Genomic DNA, 17,115 nt, shown 5'->3' with positions numbered 1-17,115 from the left:
CGTATAAAATAAAATGACAGGCATAAAAAAACCGGCACTAGGCCGGTTCTCTTAATATGGCTGGGATAGCAGGACTCGAACCTACGAATGGCGGGATCAAAACCCGCTGCCTTACCAACTTGGCTATATCCCAATTGTGGTGCGGAAGGAGAGACTTGAACTCTCACGCCGTGAAGCACTGGAACCTAAATCCAGCGTGTCTACCAATTCCACCACTTCCGCATCTTCTTAACCCGAAGAAGAATGGTGGCTACGGCGAGATTCGAACTTGCGACCCCATCATTATGAGTGATGTGCTCTAACCAGCTGAGCTACGTAGCCAAAATGTATCAATAAAAAAAACGGTACAGACCGGTTTTCTAAAAAAATGGCTGGGATAGCAGGACTCGAACCTACGAATGGCGGGATCAAAACCCGCTGCCTTACCAACTTGGCTATATCCCAGTTGTGGTGCGGAAGGAGAGACTTGAACTCTCACGCCGTGAAGCACTGGAACCTAAATCCAGCGTGTCTACCAATTCCACCACTTCCGCGTTCTTCTTACCAAGAAGAATGGTGGCTACGGCGAGATTCGAACTTGCGACCCCATCATTATGAGTGATGTGCTCTAACCAGCTGAGCTACGTAGCCACGTTTGGTAATAAAAAAACCGGTAACTGACCGGTCTCTTTATGTATGGCTGGGATAGCAGGACTCGAACCTACGAATGGCGGGATCAAAACCCGCTGCCTTACCAACTTGGCTATATCCCAGTTGATAATCACGCAACGTGAAGCGTAATTACTTAAAAACTGGCTGGGGTAGCAGGACTCGAACCTACGAATGGCGGGATCAAAACCCGCTGCCTTACCAACTTGGCTATACCCCAACAATGGTGCGGAAGGAGAGACTTGAACTCTCACGCCGTGAAGCACTGGAACCTAAATCCAGCGTGTCTACCAATTCCACCACTTCCGCGCAGCTAACTTCATGAAAAGAAAGAGTGGTGGCTACGGCGAGATTCGAACTTGCGACCCCATCATTATGAGTGATGTGCTCTAACCAGCTGAGCTACGTAGCCTCTTTTTCTTTTCCCTCTCAGGAAGTGGCGCGTATTATGCGAATATGAGTGGTCTCCGTCAACCCCTTTTTTACTAACTTTTTTTAAATGCTCACTATGTGTACTGAAACGGAGCAATTAGCAACATTATGCTGAAAAAGTCGCCGCAATTCAGGGCATTTGCTGATCGAAAATCACCAATTTTCTTACTCGTATTCAACCACTTCGGTCATGGTATAGCAAATATCTACTGGGCGGGGGGCCAGAGCATCATCAACAAAAAACGGACTGCTTAGCGTACGCGCCTGTTCGGCCCGTTTTTCATACGCACTGTGTCCGGGAAGCTGTATTTTAAAATTCCGCTGACGGCGAACCGGTAAATCATCGCCCATCTGAGCATAGATCAATTCGCTGTTTTCAGAGAAGTCCTTAATCATACCATTATTGTTTGTGTCCCCACGGGGCAGTTTTTGTAGCGCGTCCATGCCAGCTACCACCCGACCAAATATCGACATGTTACGATCAAGATGACGGGGCGCCTGGCCCATGACGATATAAAACTCGGTGGCGCCGGTATCCGGACTGTTGTCACGGGCCATGGCAACCATACCCGGACAGTGAGCCAGCCAGTAGCGCTGACGGTCAGGCGTGGCGCCTGCCGGAAAGCCATTGATAAAACCGCTGACCGGGGCATTCGGACTGTTGCGTTCAACTTCATAAAAGCCTTCCACGGCCATAGCGGTAAACTCCGGTTTCAGGGGCAGCGTGCTCTCTGTCAATTTGTGGGTGCTGTTACTACCGGCCTGGGCCACAAAACCTTCTAAAACGCGATAAAAGTAACGATTATTATAAAAGCCCTGTTTCACCAGGTGTGTGAATCGGGCGACATGATGTGGCGCAATACTGTCAGTCAGGGCAATCACAACCTGCCCGTGTGCGGTTTGCACATACACCAGTTTTGATTGGGGAATGTCGTACCAAAAATACGCATCAGCCGCATCCTCAGCGGGTGTAAAAAATGAAATTGATAATAAAAACAACGCAATAAGTGCGCGTAGACCTTGCATGCCGGGTTCCTGTTAAATCGTGCGTGAGTAGATGAAAACCATCAGAAGCGTGGATGATGATGATTATGACGCTGCTGATTAAGTGAATGCGTTTAAATACACTTTTTATTCTGACAGGGCTATACAAACTTCTTGCCAGTTTGCGAATATACAAACTTTTTTATGTTCCCGAGGGCAGGCAGGGGGCTGGTCTCAGCGATAATGCCCGGTTACGACTGGCCCCTGGTTTTATTCAGCTGGCATGAACTCTGCTGTAAACATACCTGACGTTAATACCTACCAATATGATAACTAACGGTTTTAAAACGGTATTGCACAGAAGAGCGATATCGGTGAACGGCTTTACTCAGCGCTGTCTGGAAACCGCAAACAAAAGGCCGTTCACAGTGAATTCATGATGGGTTCAGCCATCAAACACATAATAAGGCCGTTATTGATGTAACAGGAGTATTGTATGAAATCGATTTTTCTTATTCTTACGGCGCTGGCACTCTTACCGGCAACCAGCGCCCTGGCAAGTCCGCCTGAACATGCCAGGGCGCACGGCCATCACAAAAAGCATCAGCATAAAAAGCATAGTCACCGGGCTGAAAAAGTCTATGTGCACAACAGCCGGGACTACCGCCGTGGCAGGTATTTACATGATGACTATTATCATCATGGACAGGTGATTGAGCGTCATCGTGACGGACTGGTGACTATCCGGATTGACGGGCACCTGCTCAGAGTGCTTGAAGGCACGCGCCAGATTGTGGATGTGCTGGGGCGGCGCTAACCTTGCTGGTACTACCAATACTTTGCCAGCACCGACAAGGTGTTGGTAGTACTTTGGTCTGTATGTCCTGTTTATTGCTTGAGTTTTGTTCCTGTCCTTCGTTATGGTAGGTAACACACTGATAACACAGGTTATACATTTTAATTATGCTAAACCGAGCCGCCCGCCCTTTTGTTAAGCTCGTTGAGCGCTACCTGCCTGATCCTTATATTTTTGTCCTCTTACTGACCCTGGTGGTGTTTGCAGCAGCTATGCTGGTTGAACAGCAGTCTGCGCTGACGGTGGTTGAGCAATGGGGCGACGGATTCTGGGGATTGTTAAGTTTTTCTATGCAAATGCTGCTGGTTCTGGTAACCGGTTTTATGCTGGCCAGCACGCCACTGGTCAAGGGCGCGCTGGAAAAACTGGCTACCACAGCCCATTCGGCAGGGCGGGCTATTGTACTGGTAACACTGGTCTCGCTGGTTGCCAGCTGGATCAACTGGGGATTTGGTCTGGTCGTTGGTGCTTTATTTGCTAAAGCGCTGGCCCGGCAGGTACGGGTAGACTACCGCTTACTGGTGGCCAGTGCGTATTCTGGTTTTGTGGTGTGGCACGGGGGGCTGGCCGGGTCAGTACCGCTGACCATTGCCACCCCTGGCCATTTCACCGAAAACCAGATTGGAGTCATTGATACCAGTGATACCTTGTTTGCCAATTTTAATCTGGTGCTGCTGGGTATTTTATTTATCGTCATGCCGCTGGTAAACCGCCTCATGATGCCAGGTGACCAGGATGCTGTGATTGTTGAAAAAGATAAATTACAGGATGAGCCATTACCCCCTTGCGAAGACCATCGCCCGGCTGACAAGCTGGAAAACAGCCCGGTGCTGGCCCTGCTTATCGGTGCAGCAGGTCTGATTTATCTAGTCAGTTATTTCTGGCAGGGCGGGTCACTGAATCTTAATATTGTCAATTATCTGTTTTTATTCTGCGCCATTGTGCTGCATGGCACGCCTCGCTCTTTATTACACAGTTTGCAACAGGCCATCAGTGGTGGGGCCGGTATTGTGATTCAGTTTCCGTTTTACGCCGGTATTATGGCGGTCATGGTACAGTCGGGACTGGCGCAAAGCATGTCACAGTGGCTGATCAGTTTTGCCACCGCCGATTCACTACCGGTTTGGAGTTTTATCAGCGCCGGTATTGTCAATATTTTTGTTCCTTCCGGCGGTGGCCAATGGGCCGTGCAGGCACCGGTGATGCTACCGGCAGCACTCGAGTTGGGTGCTCAGGTGAACCGGGTCGCCATGGCGGTGGCCTGGGGCGATGCATGGACCAACCTGATTCAGCCTTTCTGGGCGCTGCCGGTACTGGCGATTGCCGGGCTTAAAGCCAGAGATATTATGGGCTTTTGTCTGATTCAGTTACTGATCACCGGCGTAATAATTTCACTGGTACTGCGCTTTGTAGGATGAACAGACGGCTGATAATTCAAATAAAAACACCGCCATAAAGGCGGTGTTTTTATAACAGGCGTTAACCTTAAACGTTGAAGCGGAAGTGAATAACATCGCCATCTTTCACGATATATTCTTTGCCTTCCAGACGCCATTTACCGGCATCTTTTGCACCTTGTTCACCGTTATACTGAACATAGTCATCAAATGACACAATCTCAGCACGGATAAAGCCTTTTTCAAAGTCGGTATGGATTTTACCGGCAGCCTGAGGCGCGGTTGAGCCTTCCGGATAAGTCCATGCACGCACTTCTTTCACCCCGGCGGTGAAGTAGGTCTGTAGGGTAAGCAGGTTGTAACCGGCGCGAATAACCCGGTTTAATCCCGGCTCTTCCAAGCCCATATCCTGCATGAATTCTTCACGCTCTTCGTCGTCAAGCTCCGCAATTTCTGACTCAATTGCTGCGCAAACAGCAACCACCACGGCATTTTCGCCGGCGGCAATCTGCTTCACTTCATCCAGATAAGGATTATTTTCAAACCCGTCTTCGTTGACATTGGCGATGTACATGGTGGGCTTCAGCGTCAGCAAATTCATATAGCTGATCGCAGCCAGCTCTTCCTTACTCAGCTCAAGCGAGCGCAGCAGGTGGCCTTCATCCAGATGCGGCTTGATTTTTTCCAGTACTTTTAATTCGTACTTGGCTTCTGAATCACCGCCCTTGGCGCGTTTTGCTACGCGAAGCAGCGCTTTTTCAGTAGTTTCCAGGTCTGACAGGGCCAGTTCAGTATTAATAACATCAATATCGTTTTGCGGGCTGACTTTACCGGCAACGTGTACAATGTTGTCGTTGTCAAAACAACGAACCACATGACCGATAGCGTCAGTCTCGCGGATGTTAGCCAGAAACTTGTTGCCCAGACCTTCACCTTTAGAGGCACCTTCTACCAGGCCGGCAATGTCCACAAATTCCATCGTCGTAGGAATCACTTTTTGTGGATTAACAATTGCAGCCAGTTTGTCCAGACGTAAATCAGGAACAGGTACCACACCAGTATTTGGTTCAATGGTACAAAACGGGAAGTTGGCGGCTTCAATACCCGCTTTAGTCAGCGCATTGAATAAGGTCGATTTACCTACGTTCGGCAGGCCGACGATACCACATTTAAAACCCATGCTAGCCTCTTGTCTTGGTTAGGTTATTTGGTGACTTCGGCTTTAAAAGAATGAAGCCGGTTCTGAGCTGTTTTTAAATCATCTTTAAGCAGAATTTCTGTGCATCGCACGGCTTCATCGATCACGCTGTCGATAGCTTCTTTTTCTGCTAAAGCTGGCTTGCCTAATACATGACCGGTTACCCTGGATTTATGTCCGGGATGGTCGATGCCAATACGCAAGCGCAAAAAATTCTTGTTGTTGGCCAGACGGGCGACAATATCGCGCACACCATTCTGGCTGGAACTTCCACCCATTTTAAACTTGGCTACCCCAGCAGGCAGATCAAGCTCATCAAATGCGACCAGAATCTGTTCCGGTTCAATCCGGTAAAAATTTGCCAGCGCCCCTACTGCCTGACCACTCTTATTCATAAAGGTGGTGGGATAAAGTAGGCGTATGTCCTGGCCAGCCACTGTGATGCGGGCTGTTTTACCAAAGAATTTGGATTCTGGGGTTAGGGAAGTGTTAAAGCGTGCTGCCAGTTCTTCAAGGAACCAGGCACCAGCATTATGACGGGTGTTTTCATATTCGGGGCCTGGATTACCCAGGCCCACGATCAGACGAATGTCAGACAAGAGGATTATTCCTCAGAGCCTGCTTCTTCGCCTTCTGCTTCGTCAGCTGCTGGAGCTTTAGGAGCAGGTTTGATAGTCACAACCGCCAGGTCGTGAGTCTCATCTTCTTTAGCCAGTTCAACTGATGTTACGCCAGCAGGAAGTTTCAGGTCAGACAGGTGCAAAGTAGTATCCATCTCTAGTTCAGCGATATCAACTTCAATGAACTCTGGCAGGTCTTTAGGCAGACAAGTTACTTCAACTTCGTTGGCCTGGTGTTCTGCGATACCGCCTGCTTTGATAGCAGCGTTGCGCTCATCATTGATGAAATGCAGAGGAACGTTAGTGTGCAGTTTTTCACCAGCAACAACACGTTGGAAATCCACGTGAGTGATCTTTGGCTTGTACGGGTGACGCTGAATGTCTTTTAACAGCGCTTCAACTTTCTTACCGTCGATGTTCAGAGTCAGAACATGAGAGTAAAATGCTTCATAATCAGCAGAGTTGTTTACTTTGTTGTGATCAAGAGTCAGAGATACTGGCTCTTCGTTGCCACCGTACAGGATCGCTGGAACCAGGTCTGCACGACGAAGGCGGCGGCTCGCACCTTTCCCTTTATCAGCACGGACATTAGCATCCAGAGTAAAAATAGTGTTTGTAGACATTGACTGTCTCCAGTAATAAATTAATCGTAAATGTGCTTCCGCGACCAAAAGCACATCGCGTGCGTTGCCTTTACTACATGTAAATTACAACGGCCCCAAAAATTAAGGGCGGCGAATTCTACCACTGTTATTATCAGGTTACAAACCAAAAGGCGGGTCTTAAAACGTATTATCTGCCGGCTTAACATGGCTGGCATCCAGGCTATCGACGGTCTCAACGTCAAAGACATCGCCGAACTGGGTAAAGGTCATAATATCGTTTCGTACCCGGCCGGTGACGGTCAGCTGCATGCCATTTTTTTTATGCTCCGGGGCCAGGTTGCGCAAGGTATAGTGTTTACCATTATCCGCCACAAACCCATAAAAGCCGCCTTCAATCGTTTTATACACCAGCGTGCCAGTCAGTGTTTTCTGTACATTCATTTTTTTATTCCCGGTAGCATGGGGGGCAGTATCAGTGGCTGAATCAGCGGTCCGGGACGGGGCGGCTTCATCCGCTGTGGTGTGCTGGCTGCAGGCGGTCAGGCTAAGCAGCATCACGGGTAATATTCGCAGCAGCGCTGGCATGGTCATGTTCCTTATTTGAGCATCTCAAGGCTATTGTGACCTGCCGCATCTGAATAAACAATGAATAGCACAAACAAAAATGCCGCCTGTGAGGGCGGCATTGTCTAAGCGGTGTTGTGACCAGCCTAGTAAGCAAACATGGCTGAGATAGATTCTTCGTTGCTGATACGACGAATCGTTTCTGCCAGCATGTCAGACAGAGTCAGTTGTTTCACTTTGTCTACCTGCTTCATATCGTCACTCAGTGGGATACTGTCGGTGATAACAATTTCGTCAATCACAGACTCGCGCAGGTTGTTGGCTGCATTGCCTGAAAAAATAGCATGAGTGGCATACGCATACACTTTGCGCGCGCCCCGCTTTTTCAACGCTTCTGCGGCTTTGGCCAGCGTGCCGCCGGTGTCGATCATGTCATCCACAATGATGCAGTCACGGTCCTGTACATCACCGATAATGTTCATCACCTGAGCCACATTGGCCTTAGGACGACGTTTATCGATGATGGCAAGGTCAGAGTCATTCAGTAATTTTGCCGTAGCCCGTGCCCGTACAACACCGCCGATATCCGGCGATACAACAACCGGGTCAACAAAATCACGTTCGATCATGTCAGCCAGCAGGATAGGGGTACCGAAGGCATTATCGACAGGAACATCAAAGAAGCCCTGGATTTGCTCGGCATGCAGGTCGATGGTCAGTACCCGATCTACGCCCACATTAGACAGGAAGTCGGCAACGACTCTGGCCGTAATTGGTACACGGGCAGAACGCACACGGCGATCCTGACGCGCATAACCAAAGTAGGGCATTACCGCCGTGATCCGACCTGCTGATGCCCGACGCAGTGCGTCGATCATCACAATCAGTTCCATCAGGTTATCGTTGGTTGGCGCACACGTTGACTGGATAATAAAAACGTCCGAACCACGGACGTTTTCATGAATTTCAACGCTGATTTCACCGTCGCTGAAACGGCCAACGCTGGCATTTCCAAGCTTGGTGTAAAGACGATCGGCAACCTTCTGGGCAAGTTCTGGTACGGCGTTACCTGCAAAGATCTTCATATCTGGCACAAGTGATTCCTCAGTGCTTTGCTAGTAGAGGTGGCTGGGGTAGCAGGACTCGAACCTACGAATGGCGGGATCAAAACCCGCTGCCTTACCAACTTGGCTATACCCCAATGGTATTAAGTTCTGTCCGGAACAGCGTTCACTTCATGTAGTTGTATTTTTAACGGCGATTGAGCTACACCTTTAGCCACAAAGCCACGCCAGTGGGCGGGCAATTTTGCCTGCACAGCCAGTGCTTCGCTTCGGTTACTAAATGTGGCAAACACGCACGCCCCTGTGCCCGTCATCCGCGACGGAGCGAATTGTAGCAACCACTGTAATAATTTTGCAACTTCGGGATGGCGGTTTGTGACAATTTGCTGGCAATCATTTGTGGTTAAATCAAACGAATAGTCCTGAAAATCAATCACTGGCGTGTTTCTGGGCAGATCCGGCTCGCCAAATACCGCCGGGGTGCTGACATGCACGCCCGGATTGACCACCAGATAGTACTGCTCGGTATGGCCGGCCGGGGTGAACTGCTCGCCAACCCCGGAGGCAAAGACGGTTTCACCGTGGACAAAAACCGGGACATCGGCGCCTAGCTGAAGACCCAGCTGAGCCAGTTCATTGTTGCTCAGCCCGCATTGCCATAAATGATTCAGGGCAACCAGCGTGGTCGCTGCATTTGATGAACCACCGCCGATGCCGCCCCCCATGGGGAGCTGTTTGTTCAACCGGATCACCGCGCCTTTTTGACAGCCGGTATAACTGGCCAGCAAACGCGCCGCCCGGATAATCAGATTGTCATCATCGGCAACACCGGGCAGTGACGTGGCCATGGTGATTTGGCCGTTATCATTGACATCAAACGCCAGCTCATCGCCAACGTCGAGCATCTGAAACAGGGTTTGCAGCTGATGATAGCCGTTATCAAGCCGGCCGGTGATATGTAAAAACAGATTAAGTTTGGCCGGGCTCGGCCACCATATTACAGACATTACTTCACAGTCCATCGGTCTATACGTATTTTTATAAAGGTATTGGGCTGGTCGGCCCGGGTCAGGGTTAATGCATAGGGCAGCCAGCTGTCATTGACTCTACCATAATGGGTATAGCTGACCTGCCAGTGGCCGCATCCGGCACAGTCACCAGGGGTCAGGGTTTGCAGTAAACCTTTGTCATTTAGCGTGTACTGATCTGTTGGGCCGGGCAGACCCTTTACCCAGTTAAGCAGTTGAGTTACCGGCACCTGCCAGCCGGTGACGCGCTCAATCAGAGCACTGGCATCGGTATCTTGAAAAGTCTGGTCATCAGCTTCTAAGGTAACCTCGCCCTGTTGATCGGTCAGGTTCACCAGGGTGATGCCCAATGTATTGGTCAGCCGGAAGTGAACATCGTCTGGGCGGGCTTTCCACAGTAAGTTGGCACTTACCGCCTGCTGCTCATCGCGCAGCGCCATTTTACCCTGAATTTTCCAGTCATTGACCTGTTTAAGCGCGTCCAGCTGAGCCGGTAAACTCACCTGCTGGTCGGGGCCATCCGGAAGCGTGGTGCAACCAGTCAGACTGAGAAAGAAAAGAAAACTGATTACACGGCGAGCAAACATAAAGAAAACCGATTAAACTGATTGGACTAATATATAGGAACACAGTTGCTGCAAGACTTTCAATAATTTTGGCTTTTTCGTACAATGCCGCTCCGAAGTCGCCAGATGAATCTAAATGACCTTACTTGCCCTCGGAATCAATCACAAAACAGCACCGGTAGCACTACGCGAGAAAGTCGCTTTTACGCCGGATTCGCTGGTTGCTGCGCTGTCTTCGCTAAAAGCACAGACCGGTGTGCAGGAGTCGGTGATTGTTTCAACCTGTAACCGCACCGAGTTGTACGTCAGCAGTGAAAATTACAGTTATCGTGACTTACTGAACTGGTTAGCACAGTTTCACTGTGTGGACGAGACCATGATTGCCGGGCACAGTTACCATTTTGAACAGTCTGAGGCGATACGGCATTTAATGCGCGTAGCCAGCGGACTGGACTCGCTGATTCTGGGTGAGCCGCAGATTCTGGGACAGGTTAAGCAGGCGTATAACGACGCACGGCACTCCGGCACGGTTAACGGCGAGTTTGAACGCTTATTTCAGCATACTTTCTCGGTGGCAAAAAAGGTTCGCACTGATACCGACATCGGGGCCAATGCGGTGTCGGTGGCATTTGCGGCGGTGCAGCTGGCTAAACATATATTTTCTGAGTTGCCAAGACGCTCAGTGCTGCTGGTTGGTGCTGGCGAAACCATTGAACTGGTTGCGCAGCATCTTAAAGAGCAGGGGGTACAGCGTATCAGTGTGGCAAACCGCACGATGGCGCGGGCCCAGACGCTGGCAGATACCCTGGATGCGCAGGTGTTAACACTGGCCCAGGTACCCGAGCAGCTGCATAATTTTGATATAGTGATCAGCTCTACCGCCAGCCAGTTACCATTAATCGGTAAAGGTATGGTTGAACGGGCCCTGCGTCAGCGCAGAAACATGCCGATGTTTCTGGTTGATCTGGCTGTACCCAGAGATATCGAGTCAGAAGTCAATGAACTGGGTGATGCGTATCTGTATACGGTGGATGATCTGCAACATATCGTGGAGCAGAATCTGGCCTCCCGAGAAGAAGCTGCCCAGGAAGCCGAAGCCATTATCGGCAGTCAGGTGGATACCTACCTGAACTGGCGGCAATCCCAGCAATCTATTGATATGGTGCGACAGTATCGGCAGCGCGGCAATCAGCAGCGGGAAGAACTAGTAGAACGGGCACTTAACCAACTGTCAGACGGAAAAAGTGCCGACGATGTAATAAAAGAACTGGCGCATAAATTAACCAATACATTGATGCACGGGCCTACACGAATGCTTCGCGAAGCAGCCCGGCAAAACGATGATTCGCTGACCGGCTGGCTAAGCCAGTCGCTGGAACTTGACAGCCACACGAGTCAGCGCGACGAATAAGGTAAATAAAGGGTATGAAAGAATCGGTTATCATCAAACTGGAAAATCTGAACGAACGTTTCGACGAAGTTCAGGCGTTGCTTGGCGATCCGGATGTAATTGGTAATCAGGAAAAGTTTCGCGCGTTGTCTAAAGAATACAGCCAGCTGGAAGACGTGGTAAAAGGCTTTAATGCCTACCGTCAGGCCGAGCAGAACCTGGCATCAGCCAACGAGATGCTTGAAGAAGATGATGCTGACATGCGTGAAATGGCCGCTGAGGAAATCAAACTGGCCAAGGGCGAACTGGCTCGCCTAGAAGATGAGCTGCAAATTCTGCTGCTGCCAAAAGACCCCAATGACGACCATAGCTGCTTTCTGGAGATACGGGCAGGTGCTGGGGGTGATGAAGCGGCCATTTTTGCCGGTGATTTGTTTCGTATGTACAGCCGTTATGCTGAAACACAAGGCTGGCGGGTTGAGCTGGTCAGTGCCAGCGAAGGCGAGCACGGCGGGTTTAAAGAGGTGATTGCCAACCTGTCGGGTGACGGCGCCTACGGCATTATGAAGTTTGAATCCGGTGGTCACCGGGTGCAGCGGGTGCCTGAGACTGAATCTCAGGGGCGCATCCATACTTCTGCCTGTACGGTTGCTGTACTGCCTGAACTGCCTGAGTCTGAGGCGATTGACATTAACCCGGCTGATCTGAAAGTGGATACCTTCCGGGCTTCCGGTGCCGGTGGTCAGCACGTTAACAAAACCGACTCTGCCATTCGTATTACCCATATTCCTACGGGTCTTGTGGTGGAGTGTCAGGATGAGCGTTCGCAGCATAAAAACCGTGCTAAAGCGATGTCAGTACTGCAGGCGCGTCTGAATCAGATTGAAAAGGAAAAGCGTGCGGCCGAAGAAGCCAGCACCCGTCGTAACCTGGTGGGCAGTGGGGATCGGTCAGAACGTATTCGTACCTACAACTTTCCGCAGGGCCGGGTAACCGACCATCGTATCAACCTGACTCTGTACAAACTGGACGATGTGATTGCCGGTGACCTGGGCGCACTGGTTGAGCCGATCCGTCAGGAACACCAGGCTGATCTACTGGCCTCGCTGGCTGACGGCTAATTCTGCTGATGCAAATTCAGCAAGCGCTGCAATGGGCAGCCGGGCAGTTTACGCACAGCGATACGGCTGCACTGGATGCCCGGGTGCTGCTGTGCGCGGTGCTGGAGCAAACCCAGACGTATCTGTATACCTGGCCCGACAAACTTCTGAGTGAGGCCCAGCAACAACGCTTTAACCAGATGGTAGAGCAGCGTGCCCAGGGCCGTCCGGTGGCCTACATTACCGGGTCGCGGGACTTCTGGACCTTTACACTTAACGTCAGTGACGCCACGCTCATTCCCCGCCCAGACACTGAAATTCTGGTGGAAGAAGCACTTCGCCGATTGCCTGACGGGCCCTCGGCGATTTGCGATCTGGGTACCGGAACCGGGGCTATTGCCCTGGCACTGGCCAGCGAGCGCTCAGCCGCGCAGGTGACCGGGGTTGACTTTCAGCCCGAAGCCGTGATGCTTGCCACCGCCAATGCAGCAGCATTGAACCTCACTAATGTGCGCTTTATTCAAAGCAGCTGGTTTGATTCGCTGGCCGGTCAGCAGTTTGACCTGATTGCTTCTAACCCGCCTTATGTGGAGCAGGACAGTGAATACCTGCAGCAGGGCGATGTGCGCTTTGAGCCTGACTCTGCCCTGACATCCGGTGCTGACGGTCTGGATGATATCAGACTGATTATCAGCTCTGCGCCGGCGCATTTGTTGCCCGGTGGCTGGCTGCTGCTTGAGCATGGTTATGCGCAGGACCACGCGATTCGTGAGCTGTTAGAGCAGCGCGGATTTAGCCAAATCACTACCGCCAGGGATTTAGCCGGGCAGCCACGGGTAACCATGGGGCAGCTAGATAACCCGTCTTAAATTATCTTCACTGAAGAGGTTTGCGCTTCGCTAAATGGCGTGCGTATAGTAAGCATCTACACACATTCAACTGCGTTAAGATGCATTAAACAGGAATTGTTACTATGTACATGATGGCAAAACATCTTCACCTGACGGCAGTGGCAATCAGTGCGCTACTGTTTATTTTCAGGTTTGTTATGTTGCAGGCATCGCCTGATTTTTTAAAAGCCAAATGGATAAAAATTGTCCCGCATGTGGTCGACACTGTACTGCTGGCCAGCGCCCTGTGGATGTGCAGTTTGCTGGGACAGTGGCCGTTTGTAACAGACTGGCTGACGTTTAAATTTGTCGGCCTGCTGATGTATATATTACTGGGAATGTTTGCCCTTAAATGGGGTCGCACGGCGCTGATGCGCTGGGCTGGCTTTGTGGGGGCCATTGTCTGGTTACTGCTGATTGCAAAAGTGGCGATTACCAAGCAGCCGATATTTTTCTAAAGGACATCATTTTATGACTGTATCTTCAAAAGTTATTCAGGTCGGAAAGACCGACGTCGCTAACCATTTGCCATTTGTCTTGTTTGGCGGCATGAACGTACTGGAGTCCCGCGATCTGGCAATGAAGATTGCCGAGCATTATAAAAATGTTACAGATAAACTGGGCATACCCTATGTGTTTAAAGCATCGTTTGATAAAGCGAATCGCTCATCGGTCCATTCTTTTCGTGGCCCGGGCATGGAAGAAGGCCTGAAAATCTTCCAGGAAATCAAACAAACCTTTGATGTACCTGTGATCACGGATGTCCACGAACCTTATCAGTGTCAGCCGGTGGCTGAGGTGGCGGATGTTATCCAGCTTCCTGCGTTTTTAGCCCGGCAGACCGATCTGGTGGTGGCGATGGCTGAAACCGGCGCTGTGATCAATGTGAAAAAACCTCAGTTTCTGGCCCCGCATGAGATGCGTCATATTATCAAAAAACTCGGTGAAGCCGGCAATGAAAATGTGATTCTGTGTGAGCGTGGCAGCTGTTTTGGTTACAACAATCTGGTGGTGGACATGCTGGGTATGGAAGCCATGAAAGAATATGCACCGGTTATCTTTGATGCAACGCACGCGCTGCAGATGCCGGGTGGCCGGGAAACATCAGCCGACGGACGTCGTGCTCAGGCTGCGCAACTGGCACGCAGCGGCATGGCGCTGGGTCTGGCCGGTTTGTTTATTGAAGCACATCCGAATCCGGATGAAGCCAAGTGTGACGGACCCTGTGCATTGCCGTTATCCAAGCTTGAGCCGTATCTGGCACAAATGAAGGCGATGGATGAACTGGTTAAGGGTTTTGCTGAGCTGGATACTTCAGCGCAATAGCGGCAAACTCGCTCGTATAATAGATAAAGGCAAGCTCAGCTTGCCTTTATTGTATCAGGTGTAAAGTGACGTCTTATTCGCCGGTGTGCTGGCTACGAGAAGCCGGTTGCCAGGCCAGCAGAGTCCGCTTGGAGTCGGTTGTCGGGGCGTTAGTCAGTGTGGTTTTAACGTGTTGTTTAACCGCAGCATCCATATCCAGTTGGGGTGTGATCAGGCTAACATCCAGATTAAGCGCAAAGGCAGGTGATGTATCAGCCGCCGGTTGGGATGTTTTGGGCGCAGCACTGACCGGCAGAGTGAAAATCATGGTGGATACAGCAGCAGCGATAAAGCGGGTTTTCATATTTTACACCTAATAAAAATAATTTAGAATATGTATGTTTTATGTAAATATCGTTAACGGATAATGTTTGTTAACTTATTGTTTAAAGAGGGTTCTCTTTTAATTGGTGCAAATATTAATCAGTATTTGATTAAAAATAAAACGACATAAACTAGTGCTAATTCATTAGATTAACTAATGCTTGGCTGGGTTTTGATAACGAGAAAAGATTAGCCTTATGCAACGACGTCTTCCTCCCTTAAATGCGCTGAAAGCCTTTGAAGCGGCAGCCCGCCATTTGAGTTTTACCCGCGCTGCTGATGAACTGTTTGTGACTCAGGCAGCGGTCAGTCATCAGATTAAAGCGCTGGAAGAATTTTTATCCATGAAATTGTTTATCCGGCGCAACCGCACTCTACTGCTAACCGAAGAAGGTCAGGCATACTTTCTGGAGCTTAAAGATATCTTCAAAAGTTTACAGGAAGCCACCGAGCGCTTGCTGGCCAGGGGAAGTAAGGGCGCCATCACTGTCGCTATGCCACCGAGCTTTGCCGCGCAATGGCTGGTGCCGCGCATATCGCGGTTCAGTGTGGCACACCCGGATATTGATGTGCGTATCAAGGCGGTAGATTTTGACGAAGGGTTTCTGGAAGACGATGTGGATGTGGCGATTTACTACGGAAAAGGCCGCTGGTCAGGGCTACAGTCAGATCGCCTGCATACAGAATTTCTGACCCCGTTGTGTGCACCCAGTTTATTTAATGGCCCCAAGCCACTGGAACAGCTCTCCGATCTTAAACACCATGTGCTTTTACACGATTTAAGTCGTGAGGCGTGGAAAAACTGGCTCAAACATGTCGGGGTCAGTGGGGTGAATGTCAATCAGGGGCCGGTATTCAGTCATTCCATGCTGGTGTTACAGGCTGCCGCGCTGGGGCAGGGCATTGCTCTGGCCAATACCATTTTAGCCCGCCCGGAGATTGAAGCCGGTCGGCTGATCATGCCGTTTGAGGAAAAAGTGGAAAGTCGCGATGCTTTCTATGTTGTGTGTGATGAAACTCAGGCTGAGTTAGGTAAAATAGCGGCTTTTCGCGAGTGGATCCTCGCCCAGGTAGACGAAGAGCAGGACGATGTTTGATATAATCACCAACCAGGCAGATAGCCCCCGATGCCGGTTTTTATTTGCCCACGGGGCGGGGGCCGGGAAAGACTCAGAATTTATGACGCAGATGGCTGCGCTATTGGCCGAACGTCATATTGATGTGGTGCGGTTTGATTTTTCCTACATGCAGACCATCGCCAGCACCGGTAAGCGCCGGCCGCCGGACAAGGCAGATAAGCTGCAGGCGTACTTTCATCAGGTGATTGCACATATTGAACAGACAATGCCAGCCTTGCCCTTATTTATTGGTGGTAAGTCTATGGGGGGCAGAATGGCCACTCTGATTGCCGATGAAGCCGATGTGAACGGCACAGTGGTTTTTGGGTATCCGTTTCATCCACCGGGAAAGCCTGACAAACTGCGTACCGAGCATTTGGCAGTGTGCCGCCGGCCTGTGCATATTATTCAGGGCGAGCGGGATACCTTTGGTCGGCAGGATGAAATAAGCACTTACACATTGAGTGACAGGCTCTCTTTAACCTTTCTGGCCGATGGCGACCACAGTCTGAAACCCCGTAAAAGCAGCGGTTTTGACTATGCCAGCCATATGCAGCAGGCCGCCGATGCGGCAGCTGCATTTATGCTGGAGCAGGGCGCATGAAAACACTTGGCATAGTGGGGGCTATCGGTGCGCTGCTGGCGGTCATGCTGGGCGCGCTGGGCGCACATGGCCTGAAAAATGTGCTTAGCGAGCCTGCGCTGCACGCATTCAACACTGCGGTTGAGTATCAGATGTACCACAGCCTGGCAGTGTTGCTGGTGTGCGCGTTACCTGGTCTTTCAGCACGACTAGCCGCTACAGCCGCCTGGTGCTTTGTTAGCGGCACCGTGCTTTTCAGTGGCAGTATTTATGGCCTGACCCTGGCCGGATTAAGCTGGTTGGGGCCGGTGACGCCATTAGGTGGCCTGACCATGATGTCAGGCTGGATATTATTGATAGTAAGTATGATTAAGGGGCGCTAA

Annotated in this window: 19 protein-coding genes and 11 tRNA genes; 10 read left to right on the top strand and 20 right to left on the bottom strand. The window is 50.6% G+C overall.

Going from position 1 to position 17,115, the window contains the following annotated elements:
* Nucleotides 1-57: 57 nt before the first annotated feature.
* The 11 genes from EZV72_RS11635 to EZV72_RS11585 all read right to left on the bottom strand — a co-directional run bounded on the left by EZV72_RS11635 (nt 58) and on the right by EZV72_RS11585 (nt 2,106).
* A tRNA-Gln gene (locus tag EZV72_RS11635) sits at nt 58-133 on the bottom strand.
* A gap of 4 nt (nt 134-137) precedes the next feature.
* Nucleotides 138-222: transfer RNA gene (locus tag EZV72_RS11630), tRNA-Leu, on the bottom strand.
* 22 nt (nt 223-244) lie between these two features.
* Nucleotides 245-321: transfer RNA gene (locus tag EZV72_RS11625), tRNA-Met, on the bottom strand.
* Nucleotides 322-368: 47 nt separating this feature from the next.
* A tRNA-Gln gene (locus EZV72_RS11620) sits at nt 369-444 on the bottom strand.
* Nucleotides 445-448: 4 nt separating this feature from the next.
* A tRNA-Leu gene (locus EZV72_RS11615) sits at nt 449-533 on the bottom strand.
* Nucleotides 534-553: 20 nt separating this feature from the next.
* Nucleotides 554-630 (bottom strand) — tRNA-Met (locus EZV72_RS11610).
* Nucleotides 631-676: 46 nt separating this feature from the next.
* Nucleotides 677-752: transfer RNA gene (locus EZV72_RS11605), tRNA-Gln, on the bottom strand.
* A 40-nt stretch (nt 753-792) separates the two neighbouring features.
* Nucleotides 793-868: transfer RNA gene (locus tag EZV72_RS11600), tRNA-Gln, on the bottom strand.
* A gap of 4 nt (nt 869-872) precedes the next feature.
* Nucleotides 873-957: transfer RNA gene (locus EZV72_RS11595), tRNA-Leu, on the bottom strand.
* Between the two features lie 26 nt (nt 958-983).
* Nucleotides 984-1,060: transfer RNA gene (locus EZV72_RS11590), tRNA-Met, on the bottom strand.
* A gap of 185 nt (nt 1,061-1,245) precedes the next feature.
* The gene (locus EZV72_RS11585; RefSeq protein ID WP_137167403.1) at nt 1,246-2,106 is read right to left on the bottom strand and encodes a peptidylprolyl isomerase; all 861 of its coding nucleotides are present in this window, start codon (nt 2,104-2,106) and stop codon (nt 1,246-1,248) included.
* Nucleotides 2,107-2,560: 454 nt separating this feature from the next.
* Here EZV72_RS11585 and EZV72_RS11580 point away from each other — a divergent pair, with 454 nt between their 5' ends.
* Together EZV72_RS11580 and EZV72_RS11575 are read left to right on the top strand one after the other, a co-directional pair.
* A complete protein-coding gene (locus tag EZV72_RS11580) occupies nt 2,561-2,881 on the top strand; it encodes a hypothetical protein (RefSeq protein ID WP_137167402.1) in 321 nt (106 codons plus the stop codon).
* A 146-nt stretch (nt 2,882-3,027) separates the two neighbouring features.
* Entirely contained in the window at nt 3,028-4,338 is a 1,311-nt protein-coding gene (locus EZV72_RS11575; protein WP_137167401.1) for a short-chain fatty acid transporter, read from the top strand.
* A gap of 67 nt (nt 4,339-4,405) precedes the next feature.
* Here EZV72_RS11575 and ychF read toward each other — a convergent pair whose 3' ends face one another.
* The 8 genes from ychF to lolB all read right to left on the bottom strand — a co-directional run bounded on the left by ychF (nt 4,406) and on the right by lolB (nt 9,983).
* Complete coding sequence (ychF, locus tag EZV72_RS11570) at nt 4,406-5,497, bottom strand: redox-regulated ATPase YchF (RefSeq protein ID WP_137167400.1); 1,092 nt, start codon at nt 5,495-5,497, stop codon at nt 4,406-4,408.
* A 23-nt stretch (nt 5,498-5,520) separates the two neighbouring features.
* The gene (gene pth / locus EZV72_RS11565) at nt 5,521-6,114 is read right to left on the bottom strand and encodes an aminoacyl-tRNA hydrolase (protein ID WP_137167399.1); all 594 of its coding nucleotides are present in this window, start codon (nt 6,112-6,114) and stop codon (nt 5,521-5,523) included.
* 5 nt (nt 6,115-6,119) lie between these two features.
* The gene (locus tag EZV72_RS11560; protein WP_137167398.1) at nt 6,120-6,758 is read right to left on the bottom strand and encodes a 50S ribosomal protein L25/general stress protein Ctc; all 639 of its coding nucleotides are present in this window, start codon (nt 6,756-6,758) and stop codon (nt 6,120-6,122) included.
* A gap of 159 nt (nt 6,759-6,917) precedes the next feature.
* On the bottom strand, nt 6,918-7,325 hold the full coding sequence (locus EZV72_RS11555; protein WP_137167397.1) for a hypothetical protein: 408 nt from the start codon (nt 7,323-7,325) through the stop codon (nt 6,918-6,920).
* A 125-nt stretch (nt 7,326-7,450) separates the two neighbouring features.
* Nucleotides 7,451-8,398, bottom strand: a complete 948-nt coding sequence (locus tag EZV72_RS11550) for a ribose-phosphate pyrophosphokinase (RefSeq protein WP_137167396.1) — start codon at nt 8,396-8,398, stop codon at nt 7,451-7,453.
* A 31-nt stretch (nt 8,399-8,429) separates the two neighbouring features.
* Nucleotides 8,430-8,505 (bottom strand) — tRNA-Gln (locus EZV72_RS11545).
* Between the two features lie 6 nt (nt 8,506-8,511).
* Nucleotides 8,512-9,375 carry a 4-(cytidine 5'-diphospho)-2-C-methyl-D-erythritol kinase gene (gene ispE / locus EZV72_RS11540; RefSeq protein WP_408640815.1) on the bottom strand — a complete coding sequence of 288 codons (864 nt, stop codon included), beginning with the start codon at nt 9,373-9,375 and terminating at the stop codon, nt 8,512-8,514.
* A complete protein-coding gene (lolB, locus tag EZV72_RS11535; RefSeq protein WP_137167394.1) occupies nt 9,375-9,983 on the bottom strand; it encodes a lipoprotein insertase outer membrane protein LolB in 609 nt (202 codons plus the stop codon). The genes ispE and lolB overlap by 1 nt, the downstream gene beginning before the upstream one ends.
* A gap of 115 nt (nt 9,984-10,098) precedes the next feature.
* Between lolB and hemA the strand changes: the two genes are divergently transcribed.
* The 5 genes from hemA to kdsA all read left to right on the top strand — a co-directional run bounded on the left by hemA (nt 10,099) and on the right by kdsA (nt 14,668).
* Nucleotides 10,099-11,373 carry a glutamyl-tRNA reductase gene (gene hemA / locus EZV72_RS11530; protein WP_137167393.1) on the top strand — a complete coding sequence of 425 codons (1,275 nt, stop codon included), beginning with the start codon at nt 10,099-10,101 and terminating at the stop codon, nt 11,371-11,373.
* Between the two features lie 14 nt (nt 11,374-11,387).
* The gene (gene prfA / locus EZV72_RS11525) at nt 11,388-12,473 is read left to right on the top strand and encodes a peptide chain release factor 1 (protein WP_137167392.1); all 1,086 of its coding nucleotides are present in this window, start codon (nt 11,388-11,390) and stop codon (nt 12,471-12,473) included.
* 8 nt (nt 12,474-12,481) lie between these two features.
* Nucleotides 12,482-13,321: a peptide chain release factor N(5)-glutamine methyltransferase gene (prmC, locus tag EZV72_RS11520; protein ID WP_137167391.1), complete on the top strand. Its 840-nt coding sequence runs from the start codon at nt 12,482-12,484 to the stop codon at nt 13,319-13,321.
* Nucleotides 13,322-13,425: 104 nt separating this feature from the next.
* Nucleotides 13,426-13,800 carry a SirB2 family protein gene (locus EZV72_RS11515; protein ID WP_137167390.1) on the top strand — a complete coding sequence of 125 codons (375 nt, stop codon included), beginning with the start codon at nt 13,426-13,428 and terminating at the stop codon, nt 13,798-13,800.
* 13 nt (nt 13,801-13,813) lie between these two features.
* Nucleotides 13,814-14,668, top strand: coding sequence for a 3-deoxy-8-phosphooctulonate synthase (gene kdsA, locus EZV72_RS11510; protein ID WP_137167389.1), 855 nt, complete (start codon nt 13,814-13,816; stop codon nt 14,666-14,668).
* 73 nt (nt 14,669-14,741) lie between these two features.
* Here the strand turns inward: kdsA and EZV72_RS11505 are convergent, their stop codons facing one another.
* Nucleotides 14,742-15,011, bottom strand: a complete 270-nt coding sequence (locus EZV72_RS11505) for a hypothetical protein (RefSeq protein WP_137167388.1) — start codon at nt 15,009-15,011, stop codon at nt 14,742-14,744.
* A gap of 217 nt (nt 15,012-15,228) precedes the next feature.
* On the opposite strand from EZV72_RS11505, the gene EZV72_RS11500 reads away from it, so the two are divergent.
* The 3 genes from EZV72_RS11500 to EZV72_RS11490 are packed head-to-tail and all read left to right on the top strand — an operon-like array spanning nt 15,229 to nt 17,115.
* The gene (locus EZV72_RS11500; RefSeq protein ID WP_137167387.1) at nt 15,229-16,128 is read left to right on the top strand and encodes a transcriptional regulator GcvA; all 900 of its coding nucleotides are present in this window, start codon (nt 15,229-15,231) and stop codon (nt 16,126-16,128) included.
* Entirely contained in the window at nt 16,121-16,753 is a 633-nt protein-coding gene (locus EZV72_RS11495) for an alpha/beta fold hydrolase (protein WP_137167386.1), read from the top strand. The genes EZV72_RS11500 and EZV72_RS11495 overlap by 8 nt, the downstream gene beginning before the upstream one ends.
* Nucleotides 16,750-17,115 (top strand): DUF423 domain-containing protein, encoded by a 366-nt coding sequence (locus EZV72_RS11490; RefSeq protein ID WP_175405106.1) that lies wholly within the window; start codon nt 16,750-16,752, stop codon nt 17,113-17,115. Before EZV72_RS11495 ends, EZV72_RS11490 begins: the two co-directional genes overlap by 4 nt.

The sequence above is a fragment of the Salinimonas lutimaris genome, from assembly GCF_005222225.1.
Classification (GTDB): Bacteria; Pseudomonadota; Gammaproteobacteria; order Enterobacterales; family Alteromonadaceae; genus Alteromonas; species Alteromonas lutimaris.
Note: the sequence above shows the minus strand (reverse complement) of the source record. Positions and strands in the feature narration are given on the sequence as shown.